The sequence below is a fragment of the Streptomyces sp. CB02923 genome (genome assembly GCF_001905005.1).
GTDB lineage: Bacteria > Actinomycetota > Actinomycetes > Streptomycetales > Streptomycetaceae > Streptomyces.
Genome location: NZ_LWKZ01000012.1, coordinates 1,033,606 through 1,059,027 on the forward strand (window position 1 = coordinate 1,033,606; position 25,422 = coordinate 1,059,027).

The 25,422-nt window shown below is 71.6% G+C and carries 23 protein-coding genes; 9 read left to right on the forward strand and 14 right to left on the reverse strand.

Annotation, left to right across the window (positions count from 1 at the left end):
• Window positions 1-2 precede the first annotated feature (2 nt).
• The 4 genes from A6A06_RS16200 to A6A06_RS16215 all read right to left on the reverse strand — a co-directional run bounded on the left by A6A06_RS16200 (window position 3) and on the right by A6A06_RS16215 (window position 2,908).
• Window positions 3-611, reverse strand: a complete 609-nt coding sequence (locus tag A6A06_RS16200) for a winged helix-turn-helix domain-containing protein (protein WP_073761865.1) — start codon at window positions 609-611, stop codon at window positions 3-5.
• A gap of 244 nt (window positions 612-855) precedes the next feature.
• Window positions 856-1,581, reverse strand: a complete 726-nt coding sequence (locus A6A06_RS16205; RefSeq protein WP_242440761.1) for a rhomboid-like protein — start codon at window positions 1,579-1,581, stop codon at window positions 856-858.
• 47 nt (window positions 1,582-1,628) lie between these two features.
• On the reverse strand, window positions 1,629-1,892 hold the full coding sequence (locus tag A6A06_RS16210) for a carboxypeptidase-like regulatory domain-containing protein (RefSeq protein ID WP_073761866.1): 264 nt from the start codon (window positions 1,890-1,892) through the stop codon (window positions 1,629-1,631).
• An 86-nt stretch (window positions 1,893-1,978) separates the two neighbouring features.
• The gene (locus A6A06_RS16215) at window positions 1,979-2,908 is read right to left on the reverse strand and encodes a trypsin-like serine peptidase (RefSeq protein ID WP_073761867.1); all 930 of its coding nucleotides are present in this window, start codon (window positions 2,906-2,908) and stop codon (window positions 1,979-1,981) included.
• Between the two features lie 545 nt (window positions 2,909-3,453).
• Between A6A06_RS16215 and A6A06_RS16220 the strand changes: the two genes are divergently transcribed.
• Complete coding sequence (locus A6A06_RS16220; RefSeq protein WP_073761868.1) at window positions 3,454-4,395, forward strand: Gfo/Idh/MocA family protein; 942 nt, start codon at window positions 3,454-3,456, stop codon at window positions 4,393-4,395.
• On the opposite strand, the gene A6A06_RS16225 is transcribed toward A6A06_RS16220, so the two are convergent.
• A complete protein-coding gene (locus A6A06_RS16225; protein WP_079194040.1) occupies window positions 4,388-4,861 on the reverse strand; it encodes a hypothetical protein in 474 nt (157 codons plus the stop codon). The genes A6A06_RS16220 and A6A06_RS16225 overlap by 8 nt on opposite strands.
• A gap of 315 nt (window positions 4,862-5,176) precedes the next feature.
• Here A6A06_RS16225 and A6A06_RS16230 point away from each other — a divergent pair, with 315 nt between their 5' ends.
• The 5 genes from A6A06_RS16230 (at window position 5,177) to A6A06_RS16250 (ending at window position 10,740) form a co-directional block, all read left to right on the forward strand.
• Window positions 5,177-6,754, forward strand: coding sequence for an AMP-binding protein (locus A6A06_RS16230; protein ID WP_073761869.1), 1,578 nt, complete (start codon window positions 5,177-5,179; stop codon window positions 6,752-6,754).
• 195 nt (window positions 6,755-6,949) lie between these two features.
• A complete protein-coding gene (locus A6A06_RS16235) occupies window positions 6,950-7,708 on the forward strand; it encodes a response regulator transcription factor (protein ID WP_073761870.1) in 759 nt (252 codons plus the stop codon).
• The gene (locus A6A06_RS16240) at window positions 7,705-9,633 is read left to right on the forward strand and encodes a sensor histidine kinase (RefSeq protein WP_242440762.1); all 1,929 of its coding nucleotides are present in this window, start codon (window positions 7,705-7,707) and stop codon (window positions 9,631-9,633) included. The genes A6A06_RS16235 and A6A06_RS16240 overlap by 4 nt, the downstream gene beginning before the upstream one ends.
• Complete coding sequence (locus tag A6A06_RS16245) at window positions 9,630-10,292, forward strand: GerMN domain-containing protein (protein WP_073761871.1); 663 nt, start codon at window positions 9,630-9,632, stop codon at window positions 10,290-10,292. Before A6A06_RS16240 ends, A6A06_RS16245 begins: the two co-directional genes overlap by 4 nt.
• A gap of 124 nt (window positions 10,293-10,416) precedes the next feature.
• Complete coding sequence (locus A6A06_RS16250) at window positions 10,417-10,740, forward strand: hypothetical protein (protein ID WP_073761872.1); 324 nt, start codon at window positions 10,417-10,419, stop codon at window positions 10,738-10,740.
• Window positions 10,741-11,027: 287 nt separating this feature from the next.
• On the opposite strand, the gene A6A06_RS16255 is transcribed toward A6A06_RS16250, so the two are convergent.
• Entirely contained in the window at window positions 11,028-13,319 is a 2,292-nt protein-coding gene (locus A6A06_RS16255; RefSeq protein WP_338015907.1) for a terpene synthase family protein, read from the reverse strand.
• A gap of 334 nt (window positions 13,320-13,653) precedes the next feature.
• On the reverse strand, window positions 13,654-14,235 hold the full coding sequence (locus A6A06_RS16260) for a TetR/AcrR family transcriptional regulator (RefSeq protein WP_242440763.1): 582 nt from the start codon (window positions 14,233-14,235) through the stop codon (window positions 13,654-13,656).
• 104 nt (window positions 14,236-14,339) lie between these two features.
• On the opposite strand from A6A06_RS16260, the gene A6A06_RS16265 reads away from it, so the two are divergent.
• Window positions 14,340-15,278: an NmrA/HSCARG family protein gene (locus A6A06_RS16265; protein WP_073761873.1), complete on the forward strand. Its 939-nt coding sequence runs from the start codon at window positions 14,340-14,342 to the stop codon at window positions 15,276-15,278.
• Window positions 15,279-15,334: 56 nt separating this feature from the next.
• Here the strand turns inward: A6A06_RS16265 and A6A06_RS16270 are convergent, their stop codons facing one another.
• The 3 genes from A6A06_RS16270 to glnA form a co-directional block, all read right to left on the reverse strand.
• Window positions 15,335-15,931: a hypothetical protein gene (locus tag A6A06_RS16270; protein ID WP_073761874.1), complete on the reverse strand. Its 597-nt coding sequence runs from the start codon at window positions 15,929-15,931 to the stop codon at window positions 15,335-15,337.
• 139 nt (window positions 15,932-16,070) lie between these two features.
• Window positions 16,071-17,144, reverse strand: coding sequence for an LPXTG cell wall anchor domain-containing protein (locus tag A6A06_RS16275; RefSeq protein WP_073761875.1), 1,074 nt, complete (start codon window positions 17,142-17,144; stop codon window positions 16,071-16,073).
• 377 nt (window positions 17,145-17,521) lie between these two features.
• A complete protein-coding gene (gene glnA, locus A6A06_RS16280) occupies window positions 17,522-18,931 on the reverse strand; it encodes a type I glutamate--ammonia ligase (protein ID WP_073761876.1) in 1,410 nt (469 codons plus the stop codon).
• A 362-nt stretch (window positions 18,932-19,293) separates the two neighbouring features.
• Between glnA and A6A06_RS16285 the strand changes: the two genes are divergently transcribed.
• Complete coding sequence (locus A6A06_RS16285; protein ID WP_073762208.1) at window positions 19,294-19,761, forward strand: RDD family protein; 468 nt, start codon at window positions 19,294-19,296, stop codon at window positions 19,759-19,761.
• A gap of 242 nt (window positions 19,762-20,003) precedes the next feature.
• Here A6A06_RS16285 and A6A06_RS16290 read toward each other — a convergent pair whose 3' ends face one another.
• The 4 genes from A6A06_RS16290 to lipB form a co-directional block, all read right to left on the reverse strand.
• Window positions 20,004-20,717, reverse strand: a complete 714-nt coding sequence (locus A6A06_RS16290) for a DUF4191 domain-containing protein (RefSeq protein ID WP_073761877.1) — start codon at window positions 20,715-20,717, stop codon at window positions 20,004-20,006.
• A 10-nt stretch (window positions 20,718-20,727) separates the two neighbouring features.
• On the reverse strand, window positions 20,728-20,946 hold the full coding sequence (locus A6A06_RS16295) for an SCO2195 family GlnR-regulated protein (protein ID WP_073761878.1): 219 nt from the start codon (window positions 20,944-20,946) through the stop codon (window positions 20,728-20,730).
• Between the two features lie 263 nt (window positions 20,947-21,209).
• A complete protein-coding gene (lipA, locus tag A6A06_RS16300) occupies window positions 21,210-22,160 on the reverse strand; it encodes a lipoyl synthase (RefSeq protein WP_073761879.1) in 951 nt (316 codons plus the stop codon).
• 180 nt (window positions 22,161-22,340) lie between these two features.
• The gene (gene lipB, locus A6A06_RS16305; RefSeq protein WP_073761880.1) at window positions 22,341-23,156 is read right to left on the reverse strand and encodes a lipoyl(octanoyl) transferase LipB; all 816 of its coding nucleotides are present in this window, start codon (window positions 23,154-23,156) and stop codon (window positions 22,341-22,343) included.
• 360 nt (window positions 23,157-23,516) lie between these two features.
• Here lipB and A6A06_RS16310 point away from each other — a divergent pair, with 360 nt between their 5' ends.
• Window positions 23,517-25,082, forward strand: coding sequence for a regulator (locus tag A6A06_RS16310; protein WP_073761881.1), 1,566 nt, complete (start codon window positions 23,517-23,519; stop codon window positions 25,080-25,082).
• Window positions 25,083-25,422: the final 340 nt, after the last annotated feature.

Consider the following 25,422-nt stretch of genomic DNA (forward strand, 5'->3'; position numbering starts at 1 on the left):
GGTCAGGCGCTCGGTACGTACTTGTAGCCGACGCGCCGTACGGTCACGATCGACGACCGCAGGCCCGCGCCCAACTTGCGGCGCAGCCGGGCGACATGCACATCGACCGTACGGCCGTCGCCGACGTGCCCGTACCCCCACACCGTGGTGACGAGCTGGTCGCGGGTGTGCACCCGGTGCGGGTGCGCCACGAGGTGCGCGAGCAGCTCGAACTCCAGGTACGTCAGGTCCAGCAGCCGGCCGTGGACGTGCACGGTCCGCTGCTCCGGGTCGATGCGTACGAGCGCGTCGCCGGTCGTGGCCACGGCGGCGGCCGGCTCCCCGGGCGCCGGGCGCGGTGCGGCGGCGGCAGGCACCTGCTCCGCCGGTACGAGCACGAGATAGCCGACCATCGCCGGCTGCCCCGGCAGTGCGGGCAGGCTGTGCTGTGGCGCGGGGAGCCAGGTCGCGCCGGAGGTGAGGAGTTCGGCGACCGGTGGCAGCTCGTCGGGTGCCACGGCGCGCAGGCGCTGTCGCTGCCTGCCGGGCACGGTGGGAACGGGGGTGGCGGCGGCCGTCGCGGCGGTGGCGGCGGAGGTGGAACCGGCAGGCAGGGTACGGACGTTCGTCATGATCGTCAGCTCTTTCGCGCAGAGGGGCGTCGGTGGACGTCGTGCGCGCGGGCAGGGCTGGGGACGCGGTGGGAGGCGTCGGTGAGGCGTGTGCGGGCCCGCGCTCAGTGCGCGCGGCAACACAGACGGTCGAAGTGATGTCCCTGCCGGGACGGCCAGAAGGGCTCTAGGTCGCTGCGACCCGTCGCGGTGTCGGTAAGGCTGGCCATGACCCCATTCAACCAGACAGCCGTTGATCTGTCCTTCACGTGGGCCGCGGATCGGCGCGAACCGGACGCCGGAACGGGGTGGTCGCGCGGCGGACGGCCGCCCGGTGGCCGGTCGTGCGACGGCTGGTCGTGCGGTGCCCGGTCGTGTGGCGGTCGGCCGCGCGGTGGCGGATCTTGAACGCGGCGCCCGCGCCCATGCCCAGCAGCAGCGCCGTCAGATGCCCCGCGTCCGTGAAGTCCCGCCGTCGGCTCAGGACCGGGCGTACGCCCAGCACCAGCAGCCCCGCCGTGGCCGCGGCCCGCGCACCGCGGTGCGGCACGGAGACGGCGAGCGCGCCCACCGTGGCGTAGAAGCCGTAACTCGCGCCCACGTCCACGGCCCGCTCGATGTCGGGGGTGACCGCCTTGTGGGACAGCGCGCGGGCCGCCCGCAGCCCGCCGTACACGAGCACGCTGGCGCCGATGTGCCCGGCGGCGAACGTACCGGCGGCGCGCCGGGTGCCCCACGCCGCCTCGGCCGTGCCGAGCGCCGCGAGCAGCGCGATCCCGTACGGGACGGGCAGCGGGCTCTCGACGAACACGGCGCTGGTCGCCAGCGTCCGCCAGCGGCCCGCCCGCAGGTTGTCGACGTTGGTGGAGTGCGCGCGCAGCAGCTCGGCGCGTTCCCGCGCGGGCAGCCGCGCGGTGGCGTACGCGCCGAGCTGGACGGCGCCGACGTACAGCGGGGCGAACCAGGGAGCACAGGCGGAGGGTGCTTTCATGCCCTCCATCATCCCTGGCGGGACCCGGGGTCCGCCGGGAGCCGGTGTCAGACGAGGCGGATCTCGACCGGGTCGGCCGACCCGCCCCGCACCGTGACCGCGGTCCCGGCGGTCTGCGACGCGCCGCCTCGCTCCGACCGGCACTCGACGGTGTAGCCGCCGTCGGCGCCGGCGGAGAGGACGAAGCGCCCCTCGCCGTCGGTGAGCGCGGCCACGTCCGGGAAGGAGCCGGGGCCCGCGGCGAGGTACACCCGGGCGTCCGGGACGGGCCGGCCGTCCGTGTCCATCACGACTCCGGAGATCACCGCCATACCGGGACCTTTCGTTTCCTCAGGGCCGGGTGGTGCCAGGCCCTTCCGGCGTCAGGGTGTACGGAGCCCTGTACGGGTCCGTACGGTCACGCCTTCCACGACACGTAGTTGTTGTACACCGGTGTGGTGATCCGCGTGCCCGAGTTGGTGACCGCGCCGCCGTATGCGTGGATCGCGATGCCGTACCGGCCGCCGTTGTAGAAGTGGTAGACGGAGCTGCCGCTCTGGCCGCCCGCCGTGTCGATGTCGTAGTACACCTTGCGCGGACCGACGGAGGCGACGCCGCGCGCGTCGTACCACTGCGTACCGGCCGGCTTGTCGCCCGGGTAACCGGAGATGTTGCCGACGGTCTTGAGCAGGTCGGCGTCGGACCACACGCCGAAGCCGAACCAGCCGGTGGTGTTGCCGAGGTTGGTGGGCGTGATGATCGCGCCGTAGTCGTAGTTCTCGTCGCCGTTGTTGGCCCAGCCGTTGACCGTACGGAAGCTGGTGCTGGTGACGACCCCGTAGGGCAGGGTGTTGCCGTTGCGGCCCGGCATCACGTTGATGCTCTTGACCCAGCCGTCGCGCCCGGCGACGCCGCTGTTCTTGATGTAGACGACGTGCCCCGCGGTGGCCAGGGTGTGCGGGCCGATGAACCAGCCCGTGCCGATCCAGCGGGAGTTGTCCGCCGCGGTGATCAGCAGCGAGCAGTGCACCCGCCACGGGTACACGGACGTGTCGGTGATCTGCACCCGGTCGTCCGGGCCGTGCACGGTCTCGGCGGCGACCGGCGGCGGGCCGAAGGACGCTTCGCCGATGTCCGGCAGCGCCGCGGTGGGCGGCTGCCAGAGCTGCTCCGGCGTGCCTTCGGGGCGGCTGTAGCCCCGTACGTTCTCCAGGCCGTCGCCGGTCGCCTTGGCCGGGTCGCCCTGCGGCCCCTCGGACGGCGGCTGTACGGCCAACTCCTCAGCGGTGAAAACGACCTGCTGTTCCTCCGGCTCGTTCGAGACAGCGGTGTGGAACTCGATCGGCATTGCTGGTCACCGGGCCTCTCGGTTCTCGCGGTGCACTGTGGGAGTCCTCCTCGAAGGAGTCCTCTCCTTGTACTGCGGTCCCCGGAGCCGGACAACGAAAGATGCGGCGAATTCTTGCGGATGGCCCTCTGCTACGTCATCCGTCCCGAAGTGCCCCGGCAACAGCACGAGACACCCCGCGAAAACGGGACGCCCCGGCCACGGAGAACTTCCGCACCGAGAACGGGCACGACCGGACCTTGCGGGCCGGTGCGGGACGCGCCACGACGCGCGCAGCGGGCGCGCGCGGGCGCGAGAGCGTCCATGAGAGGGATGTTGTGAGTGGGGCTGGGGCGCGGCGGGCGCGCGCTTCGCGAGAGCGTCCGCGCAGCGCGGCAGGGGAAGCCTGCGGTGCGGACGCGGGGGTGTCTGTGGAGCGGGGCGGGGCATCTGCGGTGCAGGGACGGGGGACCGTGCTCGCGTTGGCGGACACGTGGCGTAGTGGCGACGCGAGGCGCGCGGGCTCTTACGGCGGCACCCTTGCGCCGCGCGGCACACTGACGGTCATGACGACGACCCTGCGCATCGGACTCCTCGGCACCGGCCCCTGGGCACAGCGCGTCCACGCCCCCGCCCTCGCCGCCCACCCCGGCGTCACCTTCACGGGCGTCTGGGGGCGCCGCCCTGAAGCAGCCGAGGCGCTGGCCGCGAGCCACGGCACCCGCCCGTACGCGACCCCCGCTGACCTGTTCGCCGACACCGACGCCCTCGCCATCGCGCTCCCGCCGGCCGTCCAGGCCGACCTGGCCGTACGGGCCGCCGAAGCCGGCCGGCACCTCCTCCTGGACAAGCCGGTCGCCACCTCCGTCCCCGAAGCGCGCGCGGTGGCCGACGCGGCCGACCGGGCGGGCGTCGCCTCCGTCGTGTTCTTCACCGCGCGCTTCGGCGCCGCCGAGGGGGAGTGGATCGACCGGGCAGCCGCGGCCGGCGGCTGGTTCACCGCGCACGCCGACTGGCTCGGCTCGGTCTTCGCGGCCGACAGCGACAGCCCGTACGCGGCCTCCCCCTGGCGCCGCGAGAAGGGCGCCCTGTGGGACGTCGGCCCGCACGCGCTGTCCCTCCTGCTGCCCATCCTCGGCGACGCGGAGCAGGTCACCGCCGCTCGCGGCCCCGGCGACACCGTGCTGCTCACGCTGCGGCACACGAGCGGCGCGGCGAGCTCGGCGACCGTCAGCCTGACCGCGCCGAGTGCCGCCTCCGGAGTGTCCGTCACGCTGTACGGCAGTTCCGGCACCACCTCGCTCCCGCGCCGCCAGGACGGTCCGGAAGTGGCGTACGCACGCGCGGTGGACGCGCTGCTCACCGCCGTACGCAGCGGTGAACGGCACCCCTGCGACGCACGGTTCGGACTGCGGGTGACGGAGGTGCTGGCAGCGGCGGAGGCGTCGTTCGAAGGGGCCGGAAGGAGCGGCGGGCCGGGCCGGGGGGACGCGCCGCCCCTCACTTGATCAGCGCGTTCGCCACCGCGATCAGCAGGCCGAGCGCGGCATCGGCCACCCCGATGAGCACGGCACCCCGCCTGCGGTAGCCCATCCGCAGCGCGGCGGCCACGCCCCACCCGAACAGCAGCGTGGCGTTGAGCGTCAGCCCGGCCGCCGTGGTGGGGCCTTCGGGCCAGCCCCAGCCCCCGGCGGCCAGCAGCAGCACCACCGTGGGCAGCGAGGCGACGACGAGCGGCCACTCGTCGATCAGCCGGTGCCCGAGCGCGTGCCAGCGGTGGCCGGCGCTGTGGCCGCGGTGGGTGGACATGTGGTGGGCGTAGCCGTGCGCGAGCGCGGCGGTGGCGGCCGTGACCAGCACCCACAGCGCGTCGTACACGGGGGTGAACGGCGTGCCCTCGCTCTGCAGAGCGGCCAGCAGCGCACTGGCGAGCACCGTTCCGTACACGCCTCCGAACAGCATGTTGGAACGCACGAAAAGCTCTCTTTCCGCGATACGGCAATGGCGTAACGAGCCGTCCACGTTAATTGGCGGAGCCGCTCCTTTCCTCACCGTAACGGGGGAGAAAGAAATGGCCGAAGGTATGACAACGCGTGGCGGCAACGGAAATCCCGTACCCGCGGAACGGACCGTCGGCCTTATGCCTCCCCGGGTATCGCTACATGCCGGAATTGGTCTTGGAAGGCATGAGAGATCCCGCCTAACGTCGGGTCCGCGCCCTTCGCGCTCCCCATCCGCACGCACTCCGCACCGCGCGCCAGTGCGCTGTACGACAAGGAGGCGCAGCTCATGACAGCGTTCACGAGTTACGTCGAAAGCATTCTCCAGGAACTGGCCGACCACCCGGAACGCCGGGTGCTGACCACGTCCGAGGGGCGGCACATCACCGCCGCCGACTTCCACGACAGCGTGCACCGCACGGCCGCGGAACTGGCCGACCGCGGGATCCGACGCGGCCACACCGTCTCGATGCTGTCCGGGAACCGCCCGGAAGCCCTGTCCGCCCGGTACGCGGCCAACCTGCTGGGGGCCAGGATCGTACTGCTGTACGAGGGGCAGGCCCCGGAAACCCAGGCGCGCGTCGTGGAGAGCGCCGAGACCGCCCTGCTCCTCGTCGGTCCGGAATCGGCCAAGCCCGCGGCGGAACTGCTCTCCCACCTCGACGGCGCCGCACCGGACGTCCTGCTGCTCGGCCCCGGCGGCAGCGGCCTGGACGCCGAGGACCTGACCGCCGCTGCCGCCGCCCGCCCTTCAGGCCGTACGGTCGAGAGCGCGGCCCGCCCCGACGACGACTGGTGCATCCGCTACACGGGCGGCACGACCGGCGTCCCCAAGGGCATCCAGATGGCGCACGCCCCCTACGCGAAGGCGGTCGCCTACCCCTTCGAGTCGGCAGGCGACCCGCCCCGCCTGCTCGCCTGCACCTCGCTCGCCCACCTGGCCGGACAGATGTCCGACATGACGCTGGCCGCCGGCGGCAGCGTCGTCCTCCAGGACACCTTCGACACCGGCGCCGTCCTCGCCGCCGTCGCACGCGAACGCATCACCCACATGTGGCTGCTGCCGCCCCTCCTCTACCACCTCCTCGACCATCCGGATCTGGCCACCACCGACCTCAGCAGCCTCACCCGCATCACCTACGGGGGCTGCCCGGCCTCCCCCTCCCGGCTTCAGCAGGGCCTCGACGTGCTCGGCCCGGTCCTCTACGGCTGGTACGGGCAGTCCGAGGCCCTGCTGCTCACCGAGATGGGCCCGGCGGAGCACGGCAGGACCGGGCAGGGCGGCCAGATCACCGTCGGCCGCCCCGTACCCGGAGTGGACATCGAGGTCCGCGACGAGCACGGCCACCCCCTGCCGCCGGACACCAGCGGCGAGGTGTACGTCCGCTCCGAGGGCATGATGACCGGCTACTGGAAGAAGCCCGAACTGACCGCGCAGGTCATCCGCGACGGCTGGGTACGCACCGGCGACATCGGCTACCTCGACGACGCCGGCTACCTCTACCTGATGGACCGGGTCAAGGACATGGTCATCGTCGTGGGCGGACACGTCTATCCGGGTGAGCTGGAGGACCTGCTGCACACCCACCCGGACATCGCGCACTGCGCGGTCTTCGGCGTGCGCACCGCCGACGAGGTGGAGGAGGTGCACTGCGCCGTCGTCCCCGCCCCGGGACGCACGGTCGACCCCGGCCGGATCACCGACTTCGTGGTGGCGCACAAGGGCGCGATGTACGCACCGAGCGGTGTGCACCAGGTGGACGTCATCCCGCTCACCTCCGTCGGCAAGCCGGACAAGAAGCGGCTCAAGGCCGAGCTGGTGGAGGGGAAGGGGGAGGGCGAGGGGAAGGGGAAGGGTATGGGGTAAGGACCGGAATCGGGGGAGGGGGAGCGGCGGGGAGGCCGGATCGTGCCGGATCGTCGGCCTGCCGGAGCCGTCATCATTTCCTCACACAATGCGAGACACGGCGTCACGAACAGCGCGCACCATGGTCAGCTCCCGTCCCCGCCGTACGCTTCCGACGAGCGTCCGCCCGGCCACCGCTTCGGAGAAGACCGCCCCATGACCCGTGTGCTGCTCATCGAGGACGACCCCGCCGTACGCAAGGGCGTCCTTCTCGCGCTGCGCCGCCGTGGGCACGAGGTCGAGACGGCGGCCAGCGGCGAGACCGGCCTCCTCGCCCTGGACCGCTTCCGGCCGGAACTGGTGCTGCTGGACCTGATGCTGCCCGGCATGAGCGGCCTGGAGGTGTGCCGCCGCATCCGCGAGACACAGCAGATCCCGATCATCATCCTGTCCGCGCGCGGCGACGACATCGACATGGTGGTGGGGCTGGAGGCCGGCGCGGACGACTACGTGGTCAAGCCCGCCGGCGGCGAGGTGCTCCAGGCGCGGATGCGGGCGGTGCTGCGGCGGGTGGTGGGGGAGGGGCGCGGAGACGGGGCGGCGCGGGAGGCGGGCGCCGCTCCCGGCCCGTCCGGAGCCGCCACGCCCTCGCCCTCTGCGCCCTCGCCCCACGCCTCCACGAGGTACGGCGCGCTGACCGTCGACCGCGCGGCGCTCCTGGTCACCAAGGACGGCCACGAGGTCGTCCTCGCCCCTTCCGAACTGAAGCTGCTGCTCTTCCTGTCCGATTCCCCCGGCCAGGTCTTCAGCCGACAGCAACTCCTCGAACAGGTCTGGGAACACAGCTTCTACGGGGACGTGCGGCTGGTGGACGCGTGCGTCATGCGGCTGCGCTCCAAGATCGAGGACGATTCGCGTGCGCCCGCGTACGTACAGACGGTACGGGGGTTCGGCTACCGGTTCGGCCCTCTGTGAGCCCCCGCCCCCCGCGAGGAGGAAGCACGCGGACGCGGGGCCGGGAGCGGCTGGCCGCCGCGTACACCAGGCTGCGCGGTCTGCGCACCCGCCTCATCGTCGGCTTCCTCGTGGTCTCCGCGCTCAGCGCGCTGATCACCGCGACGCTCACCTTCCGGCAGGCCCGTACGGCGATACTGGCCCGCACGCAGGACACCGCCGTGCACGACCTGCGCGCCCAGATGGAATCCCTGGGCCCCGACCTGCCCTTTCCGCCCCGCCGCGAGGACCTGCAGAACCTCGTCGTCCAGCTCGACCGGGCCGGCGGCTCCCGCAACTGGCACACCTACGCGCAGTACGAGGACGCGCCGGTCGTCCCGGAGCCGTGGCGCGGGGACGGCGGGAAGGCGGGGCGGGTGGATGCTGGGGAGGCGGGGCGGGTGGATGGCGGGGAGGCGGGGCGGGTGGACGGTGGCGCGCCGGGGGACGCGGACAGCCGTGCGCCGGGGGATGTGGACGGCGGCGTGCAGGGGGGAGCGCAGGGCGGCGCGATGAGTCGTGCGCCGGGGGATGCGGACAGCGGCGCGCAGGGCGGCGCGAGGAGTGGCGCGCCGGGGGACACGAGCAGTCGTGCGCTGGGGCGTGAGCCCGGGAGTGCGGTCACCGACGGTCTGCGCGCCGCCGTACGCGACCACCATGCGCCCATCTTCCAACGCGTCGACCGGGGCGGGCAGCCCTGGCTGGCGATCGGCATGCCGGTGGACTTCACCGACCCGGCGGCCGGAGCCGGCGCCCCCTCAGCCTCTCCACCTTCTTCCTCCCCCTCCGCCTCTCCTTCCTCCTCTCCCCGGGGGAACAAGCCCTCCGGCCTCGTCGTCTACGCCGAGTTCGCCCTCGACGACGAGCAGGCCGACATCTCCGCCTTGGTCACCGCCGCCCAGGCCGGCGCGCTGCCCGCGCTCGCACTGGCCGTCGTCCCCGCGCTGTTCGCCGCCCGCCGCGTCCTGCTGCCGGTACGCCGCCTGCGCGAAGCCGCCGAACGCATCACCTCCGGCGAACTGGACACCCGCTCCCCGGTGACCGGCCGCGACGAACTCGCCGACCTCACCGTCACCTTCAACGACATGGCCCGTGCCCTGGAGAAGGACGACGCCGAACTGCGCCGCATGGAGGCCAACGCCCGGCGCTTCGCCGCCGACGTCTCCCACGAACTGCGCACCCCGCTGGCCGCCATGGCCGCGGTCACCGAGGTCCTCGACGAGGACGCGGCCCGGCTCGACCCCGACACCGCCGACGCGGTGCGTCTCATCAGCAACGAGACCACCAAACTCGCCCGCATGGTGGAGGACCTGATAGAGGTCTCGCGCTTCGACGCGGGCGCCGCCGACCTGCTCCTCGACGAGATCGACGTCGCCGTCGCCCTGCGCAAGACGCTCCAGCTGCGCGGCTGGCAGGACCGGGTCGAGACCGGCCTCCCCGAGGAGCTGCGGGCCCGCCTCGACCCGCGCCGTATCGACGTGGTCGTGGCCAACCTGGTCGGCAACGCGCTACGGCACGGCGGCGCCCCGGTACGGGTGACGGCGTACGAGACGACGGGACGGTTGCGTATCGACGTGGCCGACCGGGGCCCCGGGATCAACCCGGAAGCCCTCCCGCACGTCTTCGACCGCTTCTACAAGGCCGACGCCGCCCGCGCCCGCTCCAGCGGCAGCGGACTGGGGCTGGCCATCGCCATGGAGAACGTACGGCTGCACGGGGGCACCCTGAGCGCGGCCAACGCGCCGGGCGGGGGAGCGGTGTTCACGGTGGACGTACCGCTGGACCCGCCGACGGAACCGGCCCCCGGCCCACACCCCACCTCTCCCGGCCCCGAGTCCGGATCACACCGCACCTCTCCCGGTCCCGATCCCGACCGACACCCCACCTCTCCCGAGGACCGCCCATGAGGAGCCGCACCCCACCAACCCCGACCACACCCTCAGACCTCCGCCTCCGCCTCCACCCCCGCTCCCTCTTCCCCCTCTCCCTCATCACCGCCCTCCTCCTCACCACGGCTCTCCTCCTCACCGGCTGCGGCATCACCCCCACCGGCTACGTACAGGCGGGCGCCCCCGCGCAGGGCGCCCGGCAGCCGGGTACCGACACCTACACCGCGCGGATCTTCTTCCTCTCGCCCCTCGGCGTCCGCGCCGCCGCCCGCCCCACCGACGGCCCGGTCGGCCCGCAGGAAGCCCTGGACATGCTGGTGAAGGGGCCCACCGCCGCCGAACAGGCCCGTGGGCTGGTCAGCGAGGTGCCGCCGACGTCCGGCCGGCTCACCGCCGTCCCCGCGACCGGCGCGGTCAGCGTCTTCCTGCCGACGCCGGTGTCCCGGATGGAGGCGGTGGCGGTCCACCAGATCGCGTGCACCGCCGCCCACGCCGACATCCCCGGCGGCCGCCCCGCCACTCAGGTCGACGTCCGGATGTACGAGCCGAAGAGCCAGGGCACCCCCTGGACGGTGCGCTGTTCCAGCAACGGGATCGCCCTGCCGACCGCCGGCCCGGACACCTGGCAGAACCCCGCCCCGCGCGCCTCCCCGCGACCCGCCCCGGACACCTCCTGAGCCCCCGCCTCCCCACCCTCGAAGTACTCCCTGACCAGGCGGCTTTGTCAGTGGTCGGCACTAAAATCGGAGGCAGTAAGGAAGCAGTCCAGGACTGCTTCTCCGCTGTCCCAGGAGGTTGCCGATGGCCGTAGCCACGCTGTCCACGAACCCCGCCGTGGCGAAGAGGACCACGTACGGAAAGGCGGCCGCGCGTCGGGTGGTCCGCCGCACGCCGATGGTCAAGAAGTCGCTGCCCGCGGGGCTCCCCCGTGAGTGGTACGAGGCCCACAACCGCCGCCTGAAGGCCATGCGCCTGGCGATAGCCCTGCTCGACGGTGGCGTCTACACCCCGGAGCGGGCCCGCAACCGCACCATCCGCACGACCGCGGCCCGCATCGGAGTGCACCCGCCCTCCAACACGACCTGCCGCCTGGTCCGCTCCCTGATCATTGAGAACGCCCGCTGAACCGGCAGGCGCCGCGCCGCCGCCTGCGCGCGAACACGAGCGACGACTCCAACCGACCCTGACCACAGCCGGCTGACGCACTCCGCACTCCAGACCTGACCCGGCCCCTCCCGGCCTGCCCGGGAGGGGCCGATCTGCCCCGCGGCTACGGCCGGGGTGCCCGCCGATGCACAAGCCGTACGCGACGCTGCGCTCGCCGACGTGCAAGCCGTACGCGACGCTGCGCCCGGCGGGGAAACCCTGCGGCAGGCCCTGCGGCAGGCTGAAAACGGCTCACTGTGCGACCTTCACGCCACTCCGGCCGCCGCCGTCACTGTCTCCTTCGCCGTCTCCTTCGCCGTTTCCATCTCCGTCGCTGTCTCCGTCGCCTGTTGTGCGACCCGGGCCGCCGAAGTCCCCAGCCCGGTGGGCCTGCCGCTCCACGTACCGAGCGGGGCCTCGTTTCCGGCCCCCGCCCCCGCCGGCATATCCGCAACCCCCTTGTGGCGCCGCAGATCCTCCTCCCGGTACCGCCGGCACTCCTGGTGCCAGGTGAGGATTCCGGACATCCAGTTCTCCAGCTCCTTCACATATCCGTCCAGCAGCGCCCGTGCTTCCTCCGGCAGCTCGAAGTCGTCGTACAGCACCGGCAGTTCATTCGCCGCCACATGCTGGAACTCCCGCATACGCGACGTCATGAGGTCATGGACGATCGCGAGGGCCGTCGGATAGTCGCAGTCGAAGAAGTTCTGCACCACCAGAACCCCGTTGTGCACCTCTCCCTCGTACTCGATCTCCTTCTGGTACGAGAACACGTCGTTCAGCAGCGTCGCGTAGTCGGCGGCGGCGTTCTCCAGGGAACGCATCGGACCGCTCCGGTAGATCTCCTGCGGAACGCGCCGCCCGTGCCCGATACGGCTCAAACTCATCGTCATGTCGGAGCCGAACGTCGCCCGCCGCATCTCGATGTAGTCCACCGGATCGGGAATGTGGTGCAGCGCCTGGTTCTCCAGTTCCCAGATCCACCCGGCCGTCATCACCTCGACGGAGTCCCGGAACGTCTTCCGCGCCGCGGCGTCCATGGATTCCGTCGTACGGCGCCACAGATCCGCCAGCCCGCGTTCCATCGCGTTCGCGGGCTCCGGCATCGCCTCGCCGTCCTCCACCGGCATGAACGCCGAAAGCCGCACATTGCACGCCTTCGCCCCGGTCAGATCCCGCACCGCCCCGAACACCGCGGGGTAGTAATCGTCCCCGTACGTCCCCCACGTCAGCCACTGCGACCCCAGGTCCAGTTCCTCCGGCGTCGCCTCGGGGTCCAGCCCGGCAGCACACAGCGGGAAGTCGTAGTCGGTCACCTTTCCGGCGTCCCAGACATCCGACAGCGGTACCCCTGCCTGCGGCCGGAACATCCCCATCTGCCGCGCCCATTCCACGGCGTTCACCCGGGCTCCGTCCAGGTGCGGACTGAGCGTCGTCGTGAACGGCATGTAGAAGTCCGGCAGTTGCGAAGGGCCCACCTTCCGGAACGGCACATGCGTGAAATTCCGTACCCGCTTCGCCCCCGTGACCGCCAGGGCGCGCCGGACATCCATCCCCGAAGTCCCGAGCCCCCCGAAGGCGAACGGCGACCAGCCCCCTGCCGACTCCGCCGCCTTTCCGCCCCCGTTCATGTACCGGCTCGACCTCATATGCCATTCATGCCCGCCCGACTGCCAGTCCTGGAGCCCCTTGGCATAAGCCAGTACATCCGCGCACTCCTGCGGACTCAGCCCCTTCTCCGCGAACAGCACCGGAAGTTCGGTCAGCACCGTGTTCTCGAACTGCTGAACCCGCGAGGTGATCAGGTCATTGACGGCGTCCGCCGACTCCTGGGTGGTGCAGCCGAGGAAGTTCTCCAACACCAGCACACTATTGCTGAGCTCCCCTTCCTCCTCGGTCTCCCGCTGGTACGAGAACAGGTCGTTCCGCAGGTGCACCCCGTCCGAGAACGTGTCCTTCAGCACCCGCAACGGCCGCGACCCGGCAACCGCCGCCGGCACCTCGGCCCCCGCCGCGAACTCCACCAGCCCCGCCGACCAAGGGGCCCCGCCGACCTTGCGCCGCATCTCGATGTATTCGACGGGATTCGGCACCCGCCCGGCGTTGATGTTCGACAGTTCCCACAACGACTCGTTCAGCAGATGCTCGGTACTCTCCCGGAACCGAGCCCGCCACCCCTCCGACATCGAAGGCACCGTCCGCGCCCACAGATCCGCCAGCCCCGCCTCGACCGGATTGACCGGCGCGGGCACCGGCGTATCCAGGTCCATCGGCATGAACAGCGGCAGCCGGTCCAGATACGCCTTTCCGCCCACCCGGTCCTGCGTCCGTTTGAACGCCTCCAGGAAATGGTCGTCGAAGAAGAACACCCACACGTACCAGTCCGTCACCAGCGCCAGCGCATCCGCCGAGCAATCCGGATGCGTATACGCGCACAGCAACGCGTAGTCATGCGCATCCAGATCCCTCTCCTCCCAGATCCCCGACCCCTCCACCATGCCCATCCCGCGCGCCCACTCCTTGGAATGCCGCCGCGCCCCCTCCAGATGCGCGTTCAATCGCGCCGGATACGGCAGATAGAATCCCGGCAATTCAAACGGCTGCCCGCTCACTGCATACCCTTTCGTCGTCCATCTCTCCGGTATCACCACAAGATGTACGCCGAGCAGGCAAGCCCCGGCCAACTCCCCGCGTTCCCGCCGCTCGGCGGCCACAGCACTACCCACCCGGCCCGCCTTTTATCCACCGTCTTGACAGACCGTAAGTGCGTATGGTCCGGGTGGCGGCTGTCGTCCCATAGCTTGATCGCACGTATTTCCGATTAGCGCGCGAACGGAAAGAGGCAAAGGGCCGCTGGGCCGTGCTCAACCCCGCGTACTCAACCCCGCGTGCTCAACTCCGCGGGCTCAGCCCCGCCACGGTGAGCCGGAACAGCCGGTCCGCCGCGGCGGCGGGATCGAGGTGGTGCTCCGTGGCCAGGGTCAGGCCGACGGCCAGCGTGATCAGATCCGCGACGGTGAACTCCGGGGCCACCGCGCCGTCCTCTACGGCGCGGCGCAGCAGTGGCGCTGCGGCCTCTTCCAGCGGTGCCGAGCAGGAGTTCTCGTACGCCGGGTCGTCGGCCCCGGTGCTGTCGTAGGCCAGTGCGGGCGCGAGTCCGCGGGCGGTGACGCAGTAGGCGATGACGTCACTCAGCCATTCCAGGAGCGCGGCTCGGCTGTCGGGCCTGTCGGCCAGATCGCGGGCGCGTACGCACAGCGCCTCGATCCGCTTTCCGGCGACCGCTTCCAGCAGTGCGCGGCGGGTGGGGAAGTGCCGGCGAACCGTCGCCGAGCCGACCTGCGCCGTGCGGGCGATCTGTTCCAGAGAGGCGTCGGCGCCATGGGCGGCGACTTCCTCCTCGGCCACGGCGAGGATGCGCGCGTAGTTGCGCCTGGCGTCCGCGCGACGGGTCTCAGGACGGATCTCGGGCACTGCGTCCCCTCTCACGGTTGCCAAGTGGCGGGCCCCGCCATATCGTACCCCGCAAGGAAACGGCGGGGCCCGCCACTTATAGTTCAGAGCATCCGAGGAGCACCATGTCCACAGCCCCTACGTCCACACCCCCCTCGCCCGTTCTGGTCACCGGTGCCACCGGCCGCCAGGGCGGAGCGACCGTTCGTGCCCTGCTCGCGGCGGGCGCCCCCGTCCGCGCCCTGGTACGCGACGCGGCCACCGACCGGGCCAAGGCCGTTGCGGCGCTCGGCGCCGAACTGGTCACCGGCGACCTGCACGACCGTGAGTCCGTGATCCGCGCCGCCGAAGGCGTCCGAGCCGTCTTCTCGGTGCAGATGCCCGCCTTCACCGCGGAGGGCCCCGATTTCGACGGGGAGGTGGCCCAGGGCGTCAACCTCGTCGAGGGCGCGAAGGCCGCCGGAGTGCGGCAGTTCGTGTACAGCTCCGTCTCCGGTGCGGGCCGGCACACCGAAGCCCCGGGCTGGGACGAGGAGCGCTTCGGCTTCATGAACCCCGCCATGGGCACCAAGGCCGCGGTCCAGGACCGGGTCCGCGAGGCCGGATTCCCCCACTGGACGCTGCTCAAGCCGGGCTTCTTCATGGAGAACTTCCTGCCGTCCCTGGCCTACATGTTCCCCCGCGGTATCGAGGGCGGCCTGGTGACCCTTCTAAGGCCGGAGACCCGGCTGTCCCTGGCCGCGGTGGACGACATCGGCGCGGCCGCCGCCGCAGCCTTCGCCGCCCCGGAACGGTTCGACGGGGTCGAGCTGGAGCTGGCGAGCGACTACCTCTCGATGACCGAGATCGCCGGGACCCTCTCCCGCGTCTTGGGGAGGGACGTGCCCGCCCCTGACATGACCGAGGAGGAGGCCGTCGCTGCCGGAATGCCGGCGATGGGCCGCTCACACCTGTGGCTGAATGCGACCGGCCAGCCGGCCCGCCCGGAGTACGCCAAGGACCTCGGCATCCCGCTCACCACCTTCGAGGAATGGGCGCGGAAGTACATGCGGCCCGGCGCCTGACACGGCCCGGGGCTGCCGTCGTACGGCCGTGGCGGCGGCAGCCCTCCCCGCGGGTTTCAGCCCTTGCGGGGGGAGAAACCGCCGTCGGCGTCGCCGCGGGCCGTACAGTCCGTGCCCTGGTAGCGGTCGGCGAAGGTGCCGGTGAGGCCGGTGAACGCGTCGTAGTCATGGTCCAAGGGCAGATCTGTGCTCACCCTGAACCGCAGCTGCACATGGACGGACTCGCGGGGTTTCAGCGTCTTCGGGGCGGGGATGGTGCCGCCGGCGTTCCCGTTGGCCTGGCGCAGCGTCTTCCAGGCGCGCTGCGAGGTGTCCCAGTACTGCAGATCGCCGTACGGGCTCAGGTCGCGCTCGCCCTCGTTGTAGACGTAACTGCCCAGCTTGCCGCTGAGTTCGAACGACTTCAGCTCCTTCGCCGAGGCGTTGGTGAGCGTGGCGGTGTAGGTCGTCCAGTGAGTGCCGAGAGTGATCGACTTGGGTATGCCGAACGAGCGGCCCACGAAGGTGTTGTTGTGGGGCTGCCCGACATCGGAGCACTTCGGAAGGTCCGCGGCAGGGGCCGGGGCCGCCTGCGAGGCAGGCGCGGCGGCCACCGCCATGGGAAGCAGGGCAGCCGTCGCGGCCGAGAGCGACAGGGCGCGGCGCAGTGTCATGAAGGTCTCTTTCCCGGTTCTTCGGACCTGTGGAGCCTGTGCTTCCGGTGTCGTGGAGGCCTCAGGCCGTGGGTCCTTGGTCAGCAGGTTCTTGGCGAGGCGGTCGGGGCGTCGGGGCGTCGGTGTGAGGGTGTGGGGGTTACGCGATGACGTCCGTGACGTCCGTGGCGCCCGAACCCGCCGCGCCCTTCCGGCGGCGCGCGCCGATGACCGCACCCGCGCCGACCGCCATCGCGGCCCCGCCGGCGAGCGCGATGGCCGGGAGCGCGGACGAGGAGCCGGTCGCGGCGAGCTGGGCGCCGCCCTGCGCGCTGAGGCCACCGGCAGAACCGGAACCACCCGTACCGCCGCCGGGCGCGGCGCTCCGGCTGGGCTCGGCGGTCGGGGTGGGATCGGCCGTGCCGCCCGGCTTCCCCGGCTTGCCCGGCTCACTCGGCTCGGCGGTCGGGGGCTGCGTCGGCTTCGCGCCCGCGGGGAGGATGGTGAAGTCGTACCAGGCTTCCTTGGACGAACCACAGGAACCGTCGCGGTTGCGGTAGTCGCCGGCGGCGAGCGCGTACCCGGCGCCGGGCTTGGCGTCCTTGACCGCGCGGGTGCGCAGTTGGAGCGTGACGGTGCCGCGCGGACCGACGGCAAAGAAGCCGAACAGTTCTTCGGGCGCCGCGTCGTGGAAGGACTTCCACTGCCCCGTCTTGGCGTCGCGGTACTCGGTCTCCAGCTCCCAGTACGGCCGGTCGACATCTTCGGCGGAGGACACGGCCAGGAAGGGCTGGACCTCCTCCAGGGACGTGCCGGTGGTGTTGGTGAGCGTCAAGGAGAAGGGGACCCAGGCGCCGCCCGCGGTCAGCCGCGGCGGCAGCCCGTGGACGGCCACGTTCAACTGGCCGGACTCGAACGCGCAGGACTGCTCCGCACCATCGTCATCACCGGCGTCCTTGCCGCCACCGATGGCACCACCCGCGCGAGTGGACCCCTTGGCCTCTTCGGCGGCCCCGGCGGCTTTCGGCGGCTGCACCTGGGCGGCGGGGCGGGCGGCCCCGTCGCGATCCTGGGCTGCCGGGCCATCGGGGGAGCCGGGAGAGGAGGCGGGCGTGCGGGGACCCGACTCGGACACCGGCTCCGTTGCGAACGCGGCGGCGGGCACGGCCAGTACGGCGGCGGGCGCTATCACGGCAGCCGCTGCGGCAGCCGTCAGGGCACGGCGAATTCTCATCCAGCAGACCTCTCGAATCCCAAGCGCCGCCTGAACGACGCAGGTTGACGTTCGCCATGGTCAGGCTGTGCGTGACGCATGGTGCACGCGAGTGCGCTTGCAGACATGCGTACACCTGTGCCCCGCACAAGACCACTCGCCCAGCAAAAAAGTTGCTCAATCAAGCCACTGAAGTGACACATGGGGCGAGAGGGACCTTGCCCACCACAAGAAGGCAAGGCCGGACGGGTTCTTTCCGCTGACGGTTCTCACACGCCAGTGGGGCGGCCACTCCGTCCGGAGTGGCCGCCCCACTGGCGTACTGACGGCAGGTCAGGCTCTGAGCCGTCCGGTGCGCACACGGTGCACACGGGGAGGAAAGCGCCCGCCTTCGCCTTTTAGATGTCGAAGTACAGCTCGAACTCGTGCGGGTGCGGGCGGAGCTGGATCGGGGCGATTTCGTTGGTGCGCTTGTAGTCGATCCAGGTTTCGATGAGGTCGGAGGTGAAGACGCCGCCCTGCTGGAGATACTCGTTGTCGGCTTCCAGGGCGTCGAGGACGGCCGGGAGGCTGGTGGGGACCTGGGGGACGCCCGCGTGCTCCTCGGGGGCGAGCTCGTAGAGGTCCTTGTCGATCGGCTCGGCCGGCTCGATCTTGTTCTTGACGCCGTCCAGGCCCGCGAGGAGGAGGGCGGAGAAGGCGAGGTAGGGGTTCGAGGACGGGTCCGGGGCGCGGAACTCGACGCGCTTGGCCTTCGGGTTGGAGCCGGTGATCGGGATGCGCATCGCGGCGGAGCGGTTGCGCTGCGAGTACACCAGGTTGACCGGGGCCTCGAAGCCGGGGACCAGGCGGTGGTAGGAGTTCACCGTCGGGTTGGTGAAGGCGAGGAGGGAGGGGGCGTGCTTGAGGATGCCGCCGATGTAGTAGCGGGCGGTGTCCGAGAGGCCCGCGTAGCCCTGCTCGTCGTAGAAGAGGGGCTCGCCGCCGGTCCACAGGGACTGGTGGACGTGCATGCCGGAGCCGTTGTCGCCGAAGATCGGCTTGGGCATGAAGGTGGCGGTCTTGCCGTTGCGCCAGGCGACGTTCTTCACGATGTACTTGAAGAGCATCAGGTCGTCGGCGGCGGCGAGGAGCGTGTTGAACTTGTAGTTGATCTCCGCCTGGCCGGCCGTGCCGACCTCGTGGTGCTGGCGCTCGACCTTCAGGCCGGCCGCGTCGAGCTCCAGGGAGATCTCGGCACGCAGGTCGGCGAAGTGGTCGACCGGGGGAGCCGGGAAGTAGCCGCCCTTGTAGCGGACCTTGTAACCACGGTTGTTGATCTCGGAGCCGGTGTTCCAGGCGCCGGCCTCGGAGTCGATGTGGTAGAAGGACTGGTTCGCCGACGTCTCGAAGCGGACGTTGTCGAAGACGTAGAACTCGGCCTCCGGGCCGAAGAACGCGGTGTCGGCGATGCCGGTGGAGGCGAGGTACGCCTCGGCCTTCTTCGCCACGTTGCGCGGGTCACGGCTGTACTGCTCGCCGGTGATCGGGTCGTGGATGAAGAAGTTGACGTTCAGCGTCTTGTCGCGGCGGAACGGGTCCACGCGGGCGGTGGAGAGGTCGGCGCGCAGGGCCATGTCGGACTCGTGGATGGCCTGGAAGCCGCGGATCGAGGAGCCGTCGAAGGCGAGCTCCTCGGTCGGGTCGAACGCCTCCGCCGGAACCGTGAAGTGCTGCATCACACCGGGCAGGTCGCAGAATCGGACGTCGACGAACTTGACGTCCTCGTCCGCGATGAACTTCGTGGCCTCATCGGCGTTCTGGAACATCCAACTCCTCCTAGCCCGGTCACCGGCGGTCGGCGGACGCGGGATTGCTACTCGGAGCGCGTCATGTGCGGTGGCGCGCTTGCCCGACCATAGGCAGGCGGGATTTCCCAAGCATGACCCATTTGTTTCGCCGAGGTTAACCGCCGCGCGGCCCTTTTCGCGGGGTGATGTACGGGGGAATGGGCGAACGGAATTGATCATTCCGAGGTGGGGGCGGGCGGCGTGCGCAGTGCCGCGGGGCTGTTCCCGTACGGCCCCGGCGGGTGACGGGCCCGTCGCGCGGCGGTTCCGGCGCGGCCTCCGGGGCCCTCGGTGCTGCCCCGCGAAGGGGGAAACGTATGCGGTCGCAGTACCGTGGACGGGTGGACAACAGGCAAGCAATCGGATCGTGGATCTCCGGGCCCCGCGCGGCAGCCGAGGACATGGGTGTCGAGTTCGGCTACCGCGGGCAGCAGCTCGGGCTGCCCGCGGAGGGGCCGGGCTCGATCGCGCGTCCCGGCCGGCGCTTCGCCGCCCTCTTCGTCGACTGGGCGCTGTGCACGCTCGTCGCGTACGGGCTGCTGAGCCACGGCCGGGCCGACTCGACGAGCAACTGGGCGCTGGCCGTCTTCGTGGTGCTCAGCGTGCTGACGGTCGGCACGGTGGGCTTCACGCCGGGCAAGCGGCTGCTGGGCCTGCGGGTCGTCGCCGAGGGCGGCGGGCGGCTGCCCCTGCTGCGCGTGGTCCTGCGGACGGTCCTGCTGGCCGTGGTCATCCCGGCGGTGATCTGGGACCGCGACGGCCGCGGCCTCCACGACCGCCTCGCCCGCGCCGTGCAGGTCCGGATCTGATCCGTAGGGCGATGCAGGCTCCGGACGCTCCGTACACCCCGGACGCTCCGTACGGGTTGTAACGGACGTAGGCGGCGCATTCCGGAACCCCGGCCTCAGGAGCCTCAGCCTCCGGAGCCCCGCCTCCAGAGCCTCCGGAAACCCTGTCTCCGAACCCTCCGTAAACCCCCGAGGGGCCCGGGACCACATGGTCCCGGGCCCCTCGGCCGTTCCGGTGATGGGCGCTGTGCCGCGGGTGCGGCTCAGCGCATCTTGCCGCCGCCGCCCTTCGGCATGCGCATGCCCTTGGGCATGGGTCCCTTCGGCACCGGCATGTTGCTCATGAGGTCGCCGAGCGCGCGCAGGCGGTCGTTGACGGCCGTGACCTGGGCGCCGGGCAGGGTGCGCGGCAGCTTCAGGAGGGTCGTACGGATCTTCTTGAGCGGGACCTGGCCCTCGCCTTCCCCGACCACCAGATCGTGGACGGGCGCGTCGGCGACGATGCGGGCCATCCGCTTCTTCTCGGCGGCCAGCAGGCCGCGTACGCGGTTGGGGTTGCCCTCGCCCACGAGGACGATGCCCGCCTTGCCGACGGCGCGGTGCACGACGTCCTGCTGGCGGTTCATCGCCACGGCCGGGGTGATCGTCCAGCCGCGGCCCACGTTGTCCAGTACGGCCGCCGCCGCGCCGGGCTGGCCCTCCATCTGTCCGAAGGCGGCCTTCTCGGCACGGCGGCCGAAGATGATCGCCATCGCGAGGAAGGCCAGCACGAAGCCCAGGATGCCCGCGTAGACGGGGTGGCCGATCAGGAAGCCGAGGGCGAGGAGAACGCCGAATACGACGATGCCCACGCCGGCGACGACAAGACCGACCTTGGGGTCGACCCGACGGGTCATCTTGTAGGTCTGGGCGATCTGCTTCAGTCGCCCGGGGTTCGCAGCGCCCTCAGCGCTGTCTGCTTTTGCCTTCCTCGCCATGGGGCGCAGTTTACGTGGCGTTCGGGCCCTCGGTCGCCGCGGCCTCCAGTACGTGCTGGGCCTCGTGCCGGTCCCTGGCGCGGCGGCGGTCCTCCAGCACGGATGTCCACGCGTTCCGGCGGGCGGTGCGCTGGCCACCGCGCATCAGTACGGACTCCACTGCGCGCAGGGCATCGGTGACCGACGGGATGGGGAGAGCGGCGGTGGCGCGAGCGGGCGCGGCCTGCATGGCGGGTTCCCCTTCTGGAGGAATTTCTGAGGGAATGGTGGATGCGGTGCGTGAAGCCATCGTTACAGATCGGTGTTACCAACTGATGACCCGCCGGTCAAACACCGATGAAACATTGACGCGGCCCGCACCGCCCCCTGCCTGGGGGAGTGCGGGCCGCGTCGTCGCAGCGTGTGCCGGGACTCACATTCCGGCCCAGGGGTCAGTGGCGCCCCATACGGGCCGGACGATGGTGGCCGGTACCGGATCGTGGCGAGTACGGGTCAGACGGCCTGCGCCGACCCTTCGACCTGACGGCGCTCGATCGCCTGCTGGTACAGGCGGCCGGCGCGGTAGGAGGAGCGGACCAGCGGGCCGGACATGACACCGGCGTAGCCGATCTCCTCGGCCTCCTCCTTCAGCTCCACGAACTCGGCGGGCTTGACCCAGCGCTCGATGGGGTGGTGGCGCACCGACGGGCGCAGGTACTGCGTGATCGTGATCAGTTCGCAGCCCGCGTCGTGCAGGTCCTGGAGCGCCTGGCTGATCTCCTCGCGCTCCTCGCCCATGCCCAGGATGAGGTTGGACTTGGTGACCAGTCCGGCCTCGCGGGCCTTGGTGATGACCTCAAGGGACCGCTCGTAGCGGAAGCCGGGACGGATGCGCTTGAAGATCCGCGGCACCGTCTCGACGTTGTGCGCGAGCACCTCGGGCCGCGAGGAGAAGACCTCGGCGAGCTGCTCGGGGACCGCGTTGAAGTCGGGGATGAGCAGTTCGACGCCGGTGTCGGGCATCGCGGCGTGGATCTGGCGGACGGTTTCCGCGTACAGCCAGGCGCCGCCGTCGTCCAGGTCGTCGCGCGCGACGCCGGTGATCGTGGCGTACTTCAGCTCCATGGTCTGGACGGATTCGGCCACCCGGCGCGGCTCGTCGCGGTCCAGCTCCTGCGGCTTGCCCGTGTCGATCTGGCAGAAGTCGCAGCGGCGGGTGCACTGGTCACCGCCGATGAGGAAGGTCGCCTCGCGGTCCTCCCAGCATTCGTAGATGTTGGGACAGCCTGCCTCCTGGCAGACCGTGTGCAGGCCCTCCTTCTTGACCAGGCCCTGCAGGTGGTTGTACTCGGGGCCCATCTTCGCCCGGGTCTTGATCCACTCGGGCTTGCGCTCGATGGGGGTCTGGCTGTTCCGGACCTCCAGGCGCAGCATCTTGCGTCCGTCGGGTGCGACAGCGGACACGTCCGGCTCCCTACGACTTCGTTTCTTCGGCGTACACCAGGGTACGCCCGTTAATTCGCACGTCTTTACGTGCAGGCCAACCCCGTATGGCAGGGCCGCATTCCGCGCGGTCGGTTTCGGGGGATTGGTGACCTGATGGGCGACCGGTCCGGGAACGGACCGGTCCGCCCGGTGACCGGCTCAGACCGCCCGGGGGAGCAGCACGGCGTTCTCCAGCACGTCGCGCAGGTGCTTCTCGACGACGGGCAGGACGTCGGCGATGGTGGTCTCCCGGCCGAGTTCATTGGCGAGGGAGGTCACCCCGGCGTCCCGGATGCCGCAGGGGACGATCTTGTCGAACGAGGTGTTGTCCGGGTTCACGTTGATCGCGAAGCCGTGCATTGTGACGCCCTTGGCGACGCGGATGCCGATCGCGGCCAGCTTGCGGTCCTCGCGGCGCTGGCCGGCGTTGGACGGGGCGTACTCCGGGCCGTTCAGCCGGGGGTCGAACTCCTCGTCGGCCGTACGGGGGTCGAAGTCGAGGGAGAGGCCGCCCAGGGCCGGGCGGTCGGCGACCGGGTCGCCCAGCACCCACACGCCGCTGCGGCCCTCGACCCGGCTGGTCTCCACGCCGAAGTCGGTGCAGGTGCGGATGATGGCCTCTTCGAGACGCCGTACGTGGGCGACGACGTCGACCGGGCGCGGAAGCTTCTGGATCGGGTAGCCGACCAGCTGGCCGGGACCGTGCCAGGTGATCTTGCCGCCGCGGTCGACGTCGATCACCGGGGTGCCGTCCAGGGGGCGTTCGCTGTCGTCCGTGCGCCGGCCCGCGGTGTAGACGGGCGGGTGCTCCAGCAGCAGGCAGGTGTCCGGGACCTCGTCGGCGAACCGGGCGGCGTGCACCCTGCGCTGCTCCTGCCAGGCCGTCTCGTAATCCACGGCGTCGGCGCCGAAGCCCAGCTGGACAAAGCGCAGCCCCTCGGGTGTGGGGGTGTCCCCCCGAGAGATCGCAGTCACGGCAGCTCCTCTTCGAACTTTGTTGCGTCCTTTGCGCCCACGCCAACTGTACGGCGGGGGCGGACGGCTCCCGCAGGCGCCTGGGGCGGGGGCCTGGTGCGCGGGCGCGCGGAAGTGCCCCGCGCGCCCCGGTGGCTCTCCCGGGGCCACCGTTACGGGACGGGGGCGGCGACGCCCGGAGACCCGTGGAGGACAGTGCGAGCCCTGCTCACACGATCGGATGAACGCGTGGCGAAGGCGGCGAGAAAGCCGCCCAAGGCCGTTACATTCACGCCGTTCCACGAGGGCAGGGAGCAGCGCCGGACAGGGTCAGCCGAACCCGGGCAGCTCGGCCCGGAAGGCAGGAGACCGGTAAAGCTGATGACGGAACGACCCCCACAGCGCACGCCCAACCGACAGCTCGCCGCGCTCATCGCGGAGGCGGGATTCTCCAACGCCGGGCTGGCCCGCCGGGTCGACCAGCTCGGCCTGGAGCATGGGCTCGACCTCCGGTACGACAAGACGTCGGTGACGCGCTGGCTGCGCGGGCAGCAGCCCAGAGGCACCACGCCCGCCCTGATCGCCGAGGTCTTCACGCGCAGACTGGGACGCCGCCTGTCGGCCCAGGACCTCGGCCTCGACGCCTGCGCGCCGGTGTACGCCGGGCTGGAGTTCGCGTCCACGCCGAGCGAGGCGGTGGACATCGTCAGCGGCCTGTGGCGCAAGGACTCCGGCAGCCACGCGGAGCTGCGGAAGATCGCCTTCACCCCGGCCGGGCTGGTGGTGCCCAGCCGGGACTGGCTGATCGGACGGGCCGACGAGCGGGTCGCGCACGGTGACGCGGCCGAGCCCGCCGGCCGGCTGCCCGCGCCGGGCCGGATGCACGTGTCGGTACCCCGGCAGCGGCAGATGGACCGCCACGGGCAGGAGCGCGCGGGCCACCCCGAACGGACGGACCGCGCGGGGACCGCCGAACGCGCCGGGCGCACGGACCGCCCCGAACGCCCCGAGCGGACGGAACGCTCCGACCGGGCGCACGCCTACCGGGTGACCACCGGCGACATCAAGGCGCTCCGGTCGGTCGGCGAGCTGTTCCGGGCGCTGGACCACGCGTACGGCGGCGGGCACGCGCGCCAGGCGCTGGTGCGCTACCTGGAGCACGAGGTCGAACCGATGCTCCGCGGCACGTACGGGGAGGCGGCCGGGCGCCGGCTGTTCTCGGCGGCCGCCGACCTGACGCGGCTGGCCGGCTGGACGTCGTACGACATCGCCGCGCACGGCCTGGCGCAGCGCTACTTCGTCCAGGCGCTGCGGCTGGCGCAGGCGGCCGGGGACCGCGCGTACGGCGCGTACGTCCTGGTGACCATGAGCCGGCAGGCCGTCTACCTGGGGCACGGCCGGGAGGCCGTCCAGCTGGCCCGTGTGGCCCAGCAGGGGGTCGGCAGCAACGCGCCGCCCGTAGTGCAGGCACTCCTGCACTCGGCGGAGGCGCGCGGGCACGGCGTACTGACCGAGGTGCGGGCGTGCACGGCCTCGCTCGCGCGGGCGGAACGGGCGCTGGAGACGGCGCGTCCCGGGGACGACACGCCCTACTGGGCGCGGTTCTTCGACGAGGCACAGCTCGCCGACGAGCTGGCGCACTGCCATCGCGACCTCCAGCAGTTCCGGGCGGCGGCGCAGCACGCGGAGCGCTCGCTCCAGCTGCGGGGCGGCGGCTTCGCGCGCAGCCGCCTGTTCTGCCGGGTGGTGCTGGCGACCGCGCGGCTCGGCCTGGGCGAGCTGGAGCAGGCGTGCGCGCTGGGCGCGGAGGCCGCGCTCCAGGCGTCCGAGATGCGGTCCGTACGGGCGCACGAGTACGTCCGCGAGTTCGAGCGCCGACTGGAGCCGTACCGGGACGCGGCGGCGGTACGGGGCTACCGGGACCGGGTGGCGGCCATGAAGGGGTGACGGGTGGGGCGGCCGGAGGGGGGCCGGTGGGGCGGGGCGTGTGATCGCGGCCCCGTCCTGTCGGTGTGGGGCCCCGTCCCGTCGGTGTGTGGGGCCCCCGTCCTGTCGATGTGCCGGGCTCGGCCGGGTGGTGTGTGGGGGCCGGGGCTCCGGTGGTGTGTACGGCTGGGGGCGCGGGGCTGCGGGGCCGCGGGGTGTTCGGCCGGACCCTGTTGGTGTGTCGGGTCCGGGCCGGTCGGTGTGTTGTGTGTCGGGTACCGGGCCGGTCGGGGTGTCGTGTGCCGGTCCTGGTCCGGTCCGTTTGCTCGGTCCTGGCCGGTCGGTGTGGCCCGGCCGGGGG

Excerpts from the sequence above, each read along its gene's own strand:
- A6A06_RS16250 (WP_073761872.1), top strand. The coding sequence starts at position 10,417 with ATGGCCGTAGCCACGCTGTCCACGAACCCCGCCGTGGCGAAGAGGACC.
- A6A06_RS16270 (WP_073761874.1), bottom strand. The coding sequence starts at position 15,931 with ATGACACTGCGCCGCGCCCTGTCGCTCTCGGCCGCGACGGCTGCCCTG.
- A6A06_RS16295 (WP_073761878.1), bottom strand. The coding sequence starts at position 20,946 with ATGCAGGCCGCGCCCGCTCGCGCCACCGCCGCTCTCCCCATCCCGTCG.
- A6A06_RS16265 (WP_073761873.1), top strand. The coding sequence starts at position 14,340 with ATGTCCACAGCCCCTACGTCCACACCCCCCTCGCCCGTTCTGGTCACC.
- A6A06_RS16210 (WP_073761866.1), bottom strand. The coding sequence starts at position 1,892 with ATGGCGGTGATCTCCGGAGTCGTGATGGACACGGACGGCCGGCCCGTC.
- A6A06_RS16290 (WP_073761877.1), bottom strand. The coding sequence starts at position 20,717 with ATGGCGAGGAAGGCAAAAGCAGACAGCGCTGAGGGCGCTGCGAACCCC.
- A6A06_RS16205 (WP_242440761.1), bottom strand. The coding sequence starts at position 1,581 with ATGAAAGCACCCTCCGCCTGTGCTCCCTGGTTCGCCCCGCTGTACGTC.
- A6A06_RS16245 (WP_073761871.1), top strand. The coding sequence starts at position 9,630 with ATGAGGAGCCGCACCCCACCAACCCCGACCACACCCTCAGACCTCCGC.
- A6A06_RS16230 (WP_073761869.1), top strand. The coding sequence starts at position 5,177 with ATGACAGCGTTCACGAGTTACGTCGAAAGCATTCTCCAGGAACTGGCC.
- glnA (WP_073761876.1), bottom strand. The coding sequence starts at position 18,931 with ATGTTCCAGAACGCCGATGAGGCCACGAAGTTCATCGCGGACGAGGAC.
- A6A06_RS16310 (WP_073761881.1), top strand. The coding sequence starts at position 23,517 with ATGACGGAACGACCCCCACAGCGCACGCCCAACCGACAGCTCGCCGCG.
- A6A06_RS16220 (WP_073761868.1), top strand. The coding sequence starts at position 3,454 with ATGACGACGACCCTGCGCATCGGACTCCTCGGCACCGGCCCCTGGGCA.
- A6A06_RS16235 (WP_073761870.1), top strand. The coding sequence starts at position 6,950 with ATGACCCGTGTGCTGCTCATCGAGGACGACCCCGCCGTACGCAAGGGC.
- A6A06_RS16215 (WP_073761867.1), bottom strand. The coding sequence starts at position 2,908 with ATGCCGATCGAGTTCCACACCGCTGTCTCGAACGAGCCGGAGGAACAG.
- A6A06_RS16275 (WP_073761875.1), bottom strand. The coding sequence starts at position 17,144 with ATGAGAATTCGCCGTGCCCTGACGGCTGCCGCAGCGGCTGCCGTGATA.
- A6A06_RS16200 (WP_073761865.1), bottom strand. The coding sequence starts at position 611 with ATGACGAACGTCCGTACCCTGCCTGCCGGTTCCACCTCCGCCGCCACC.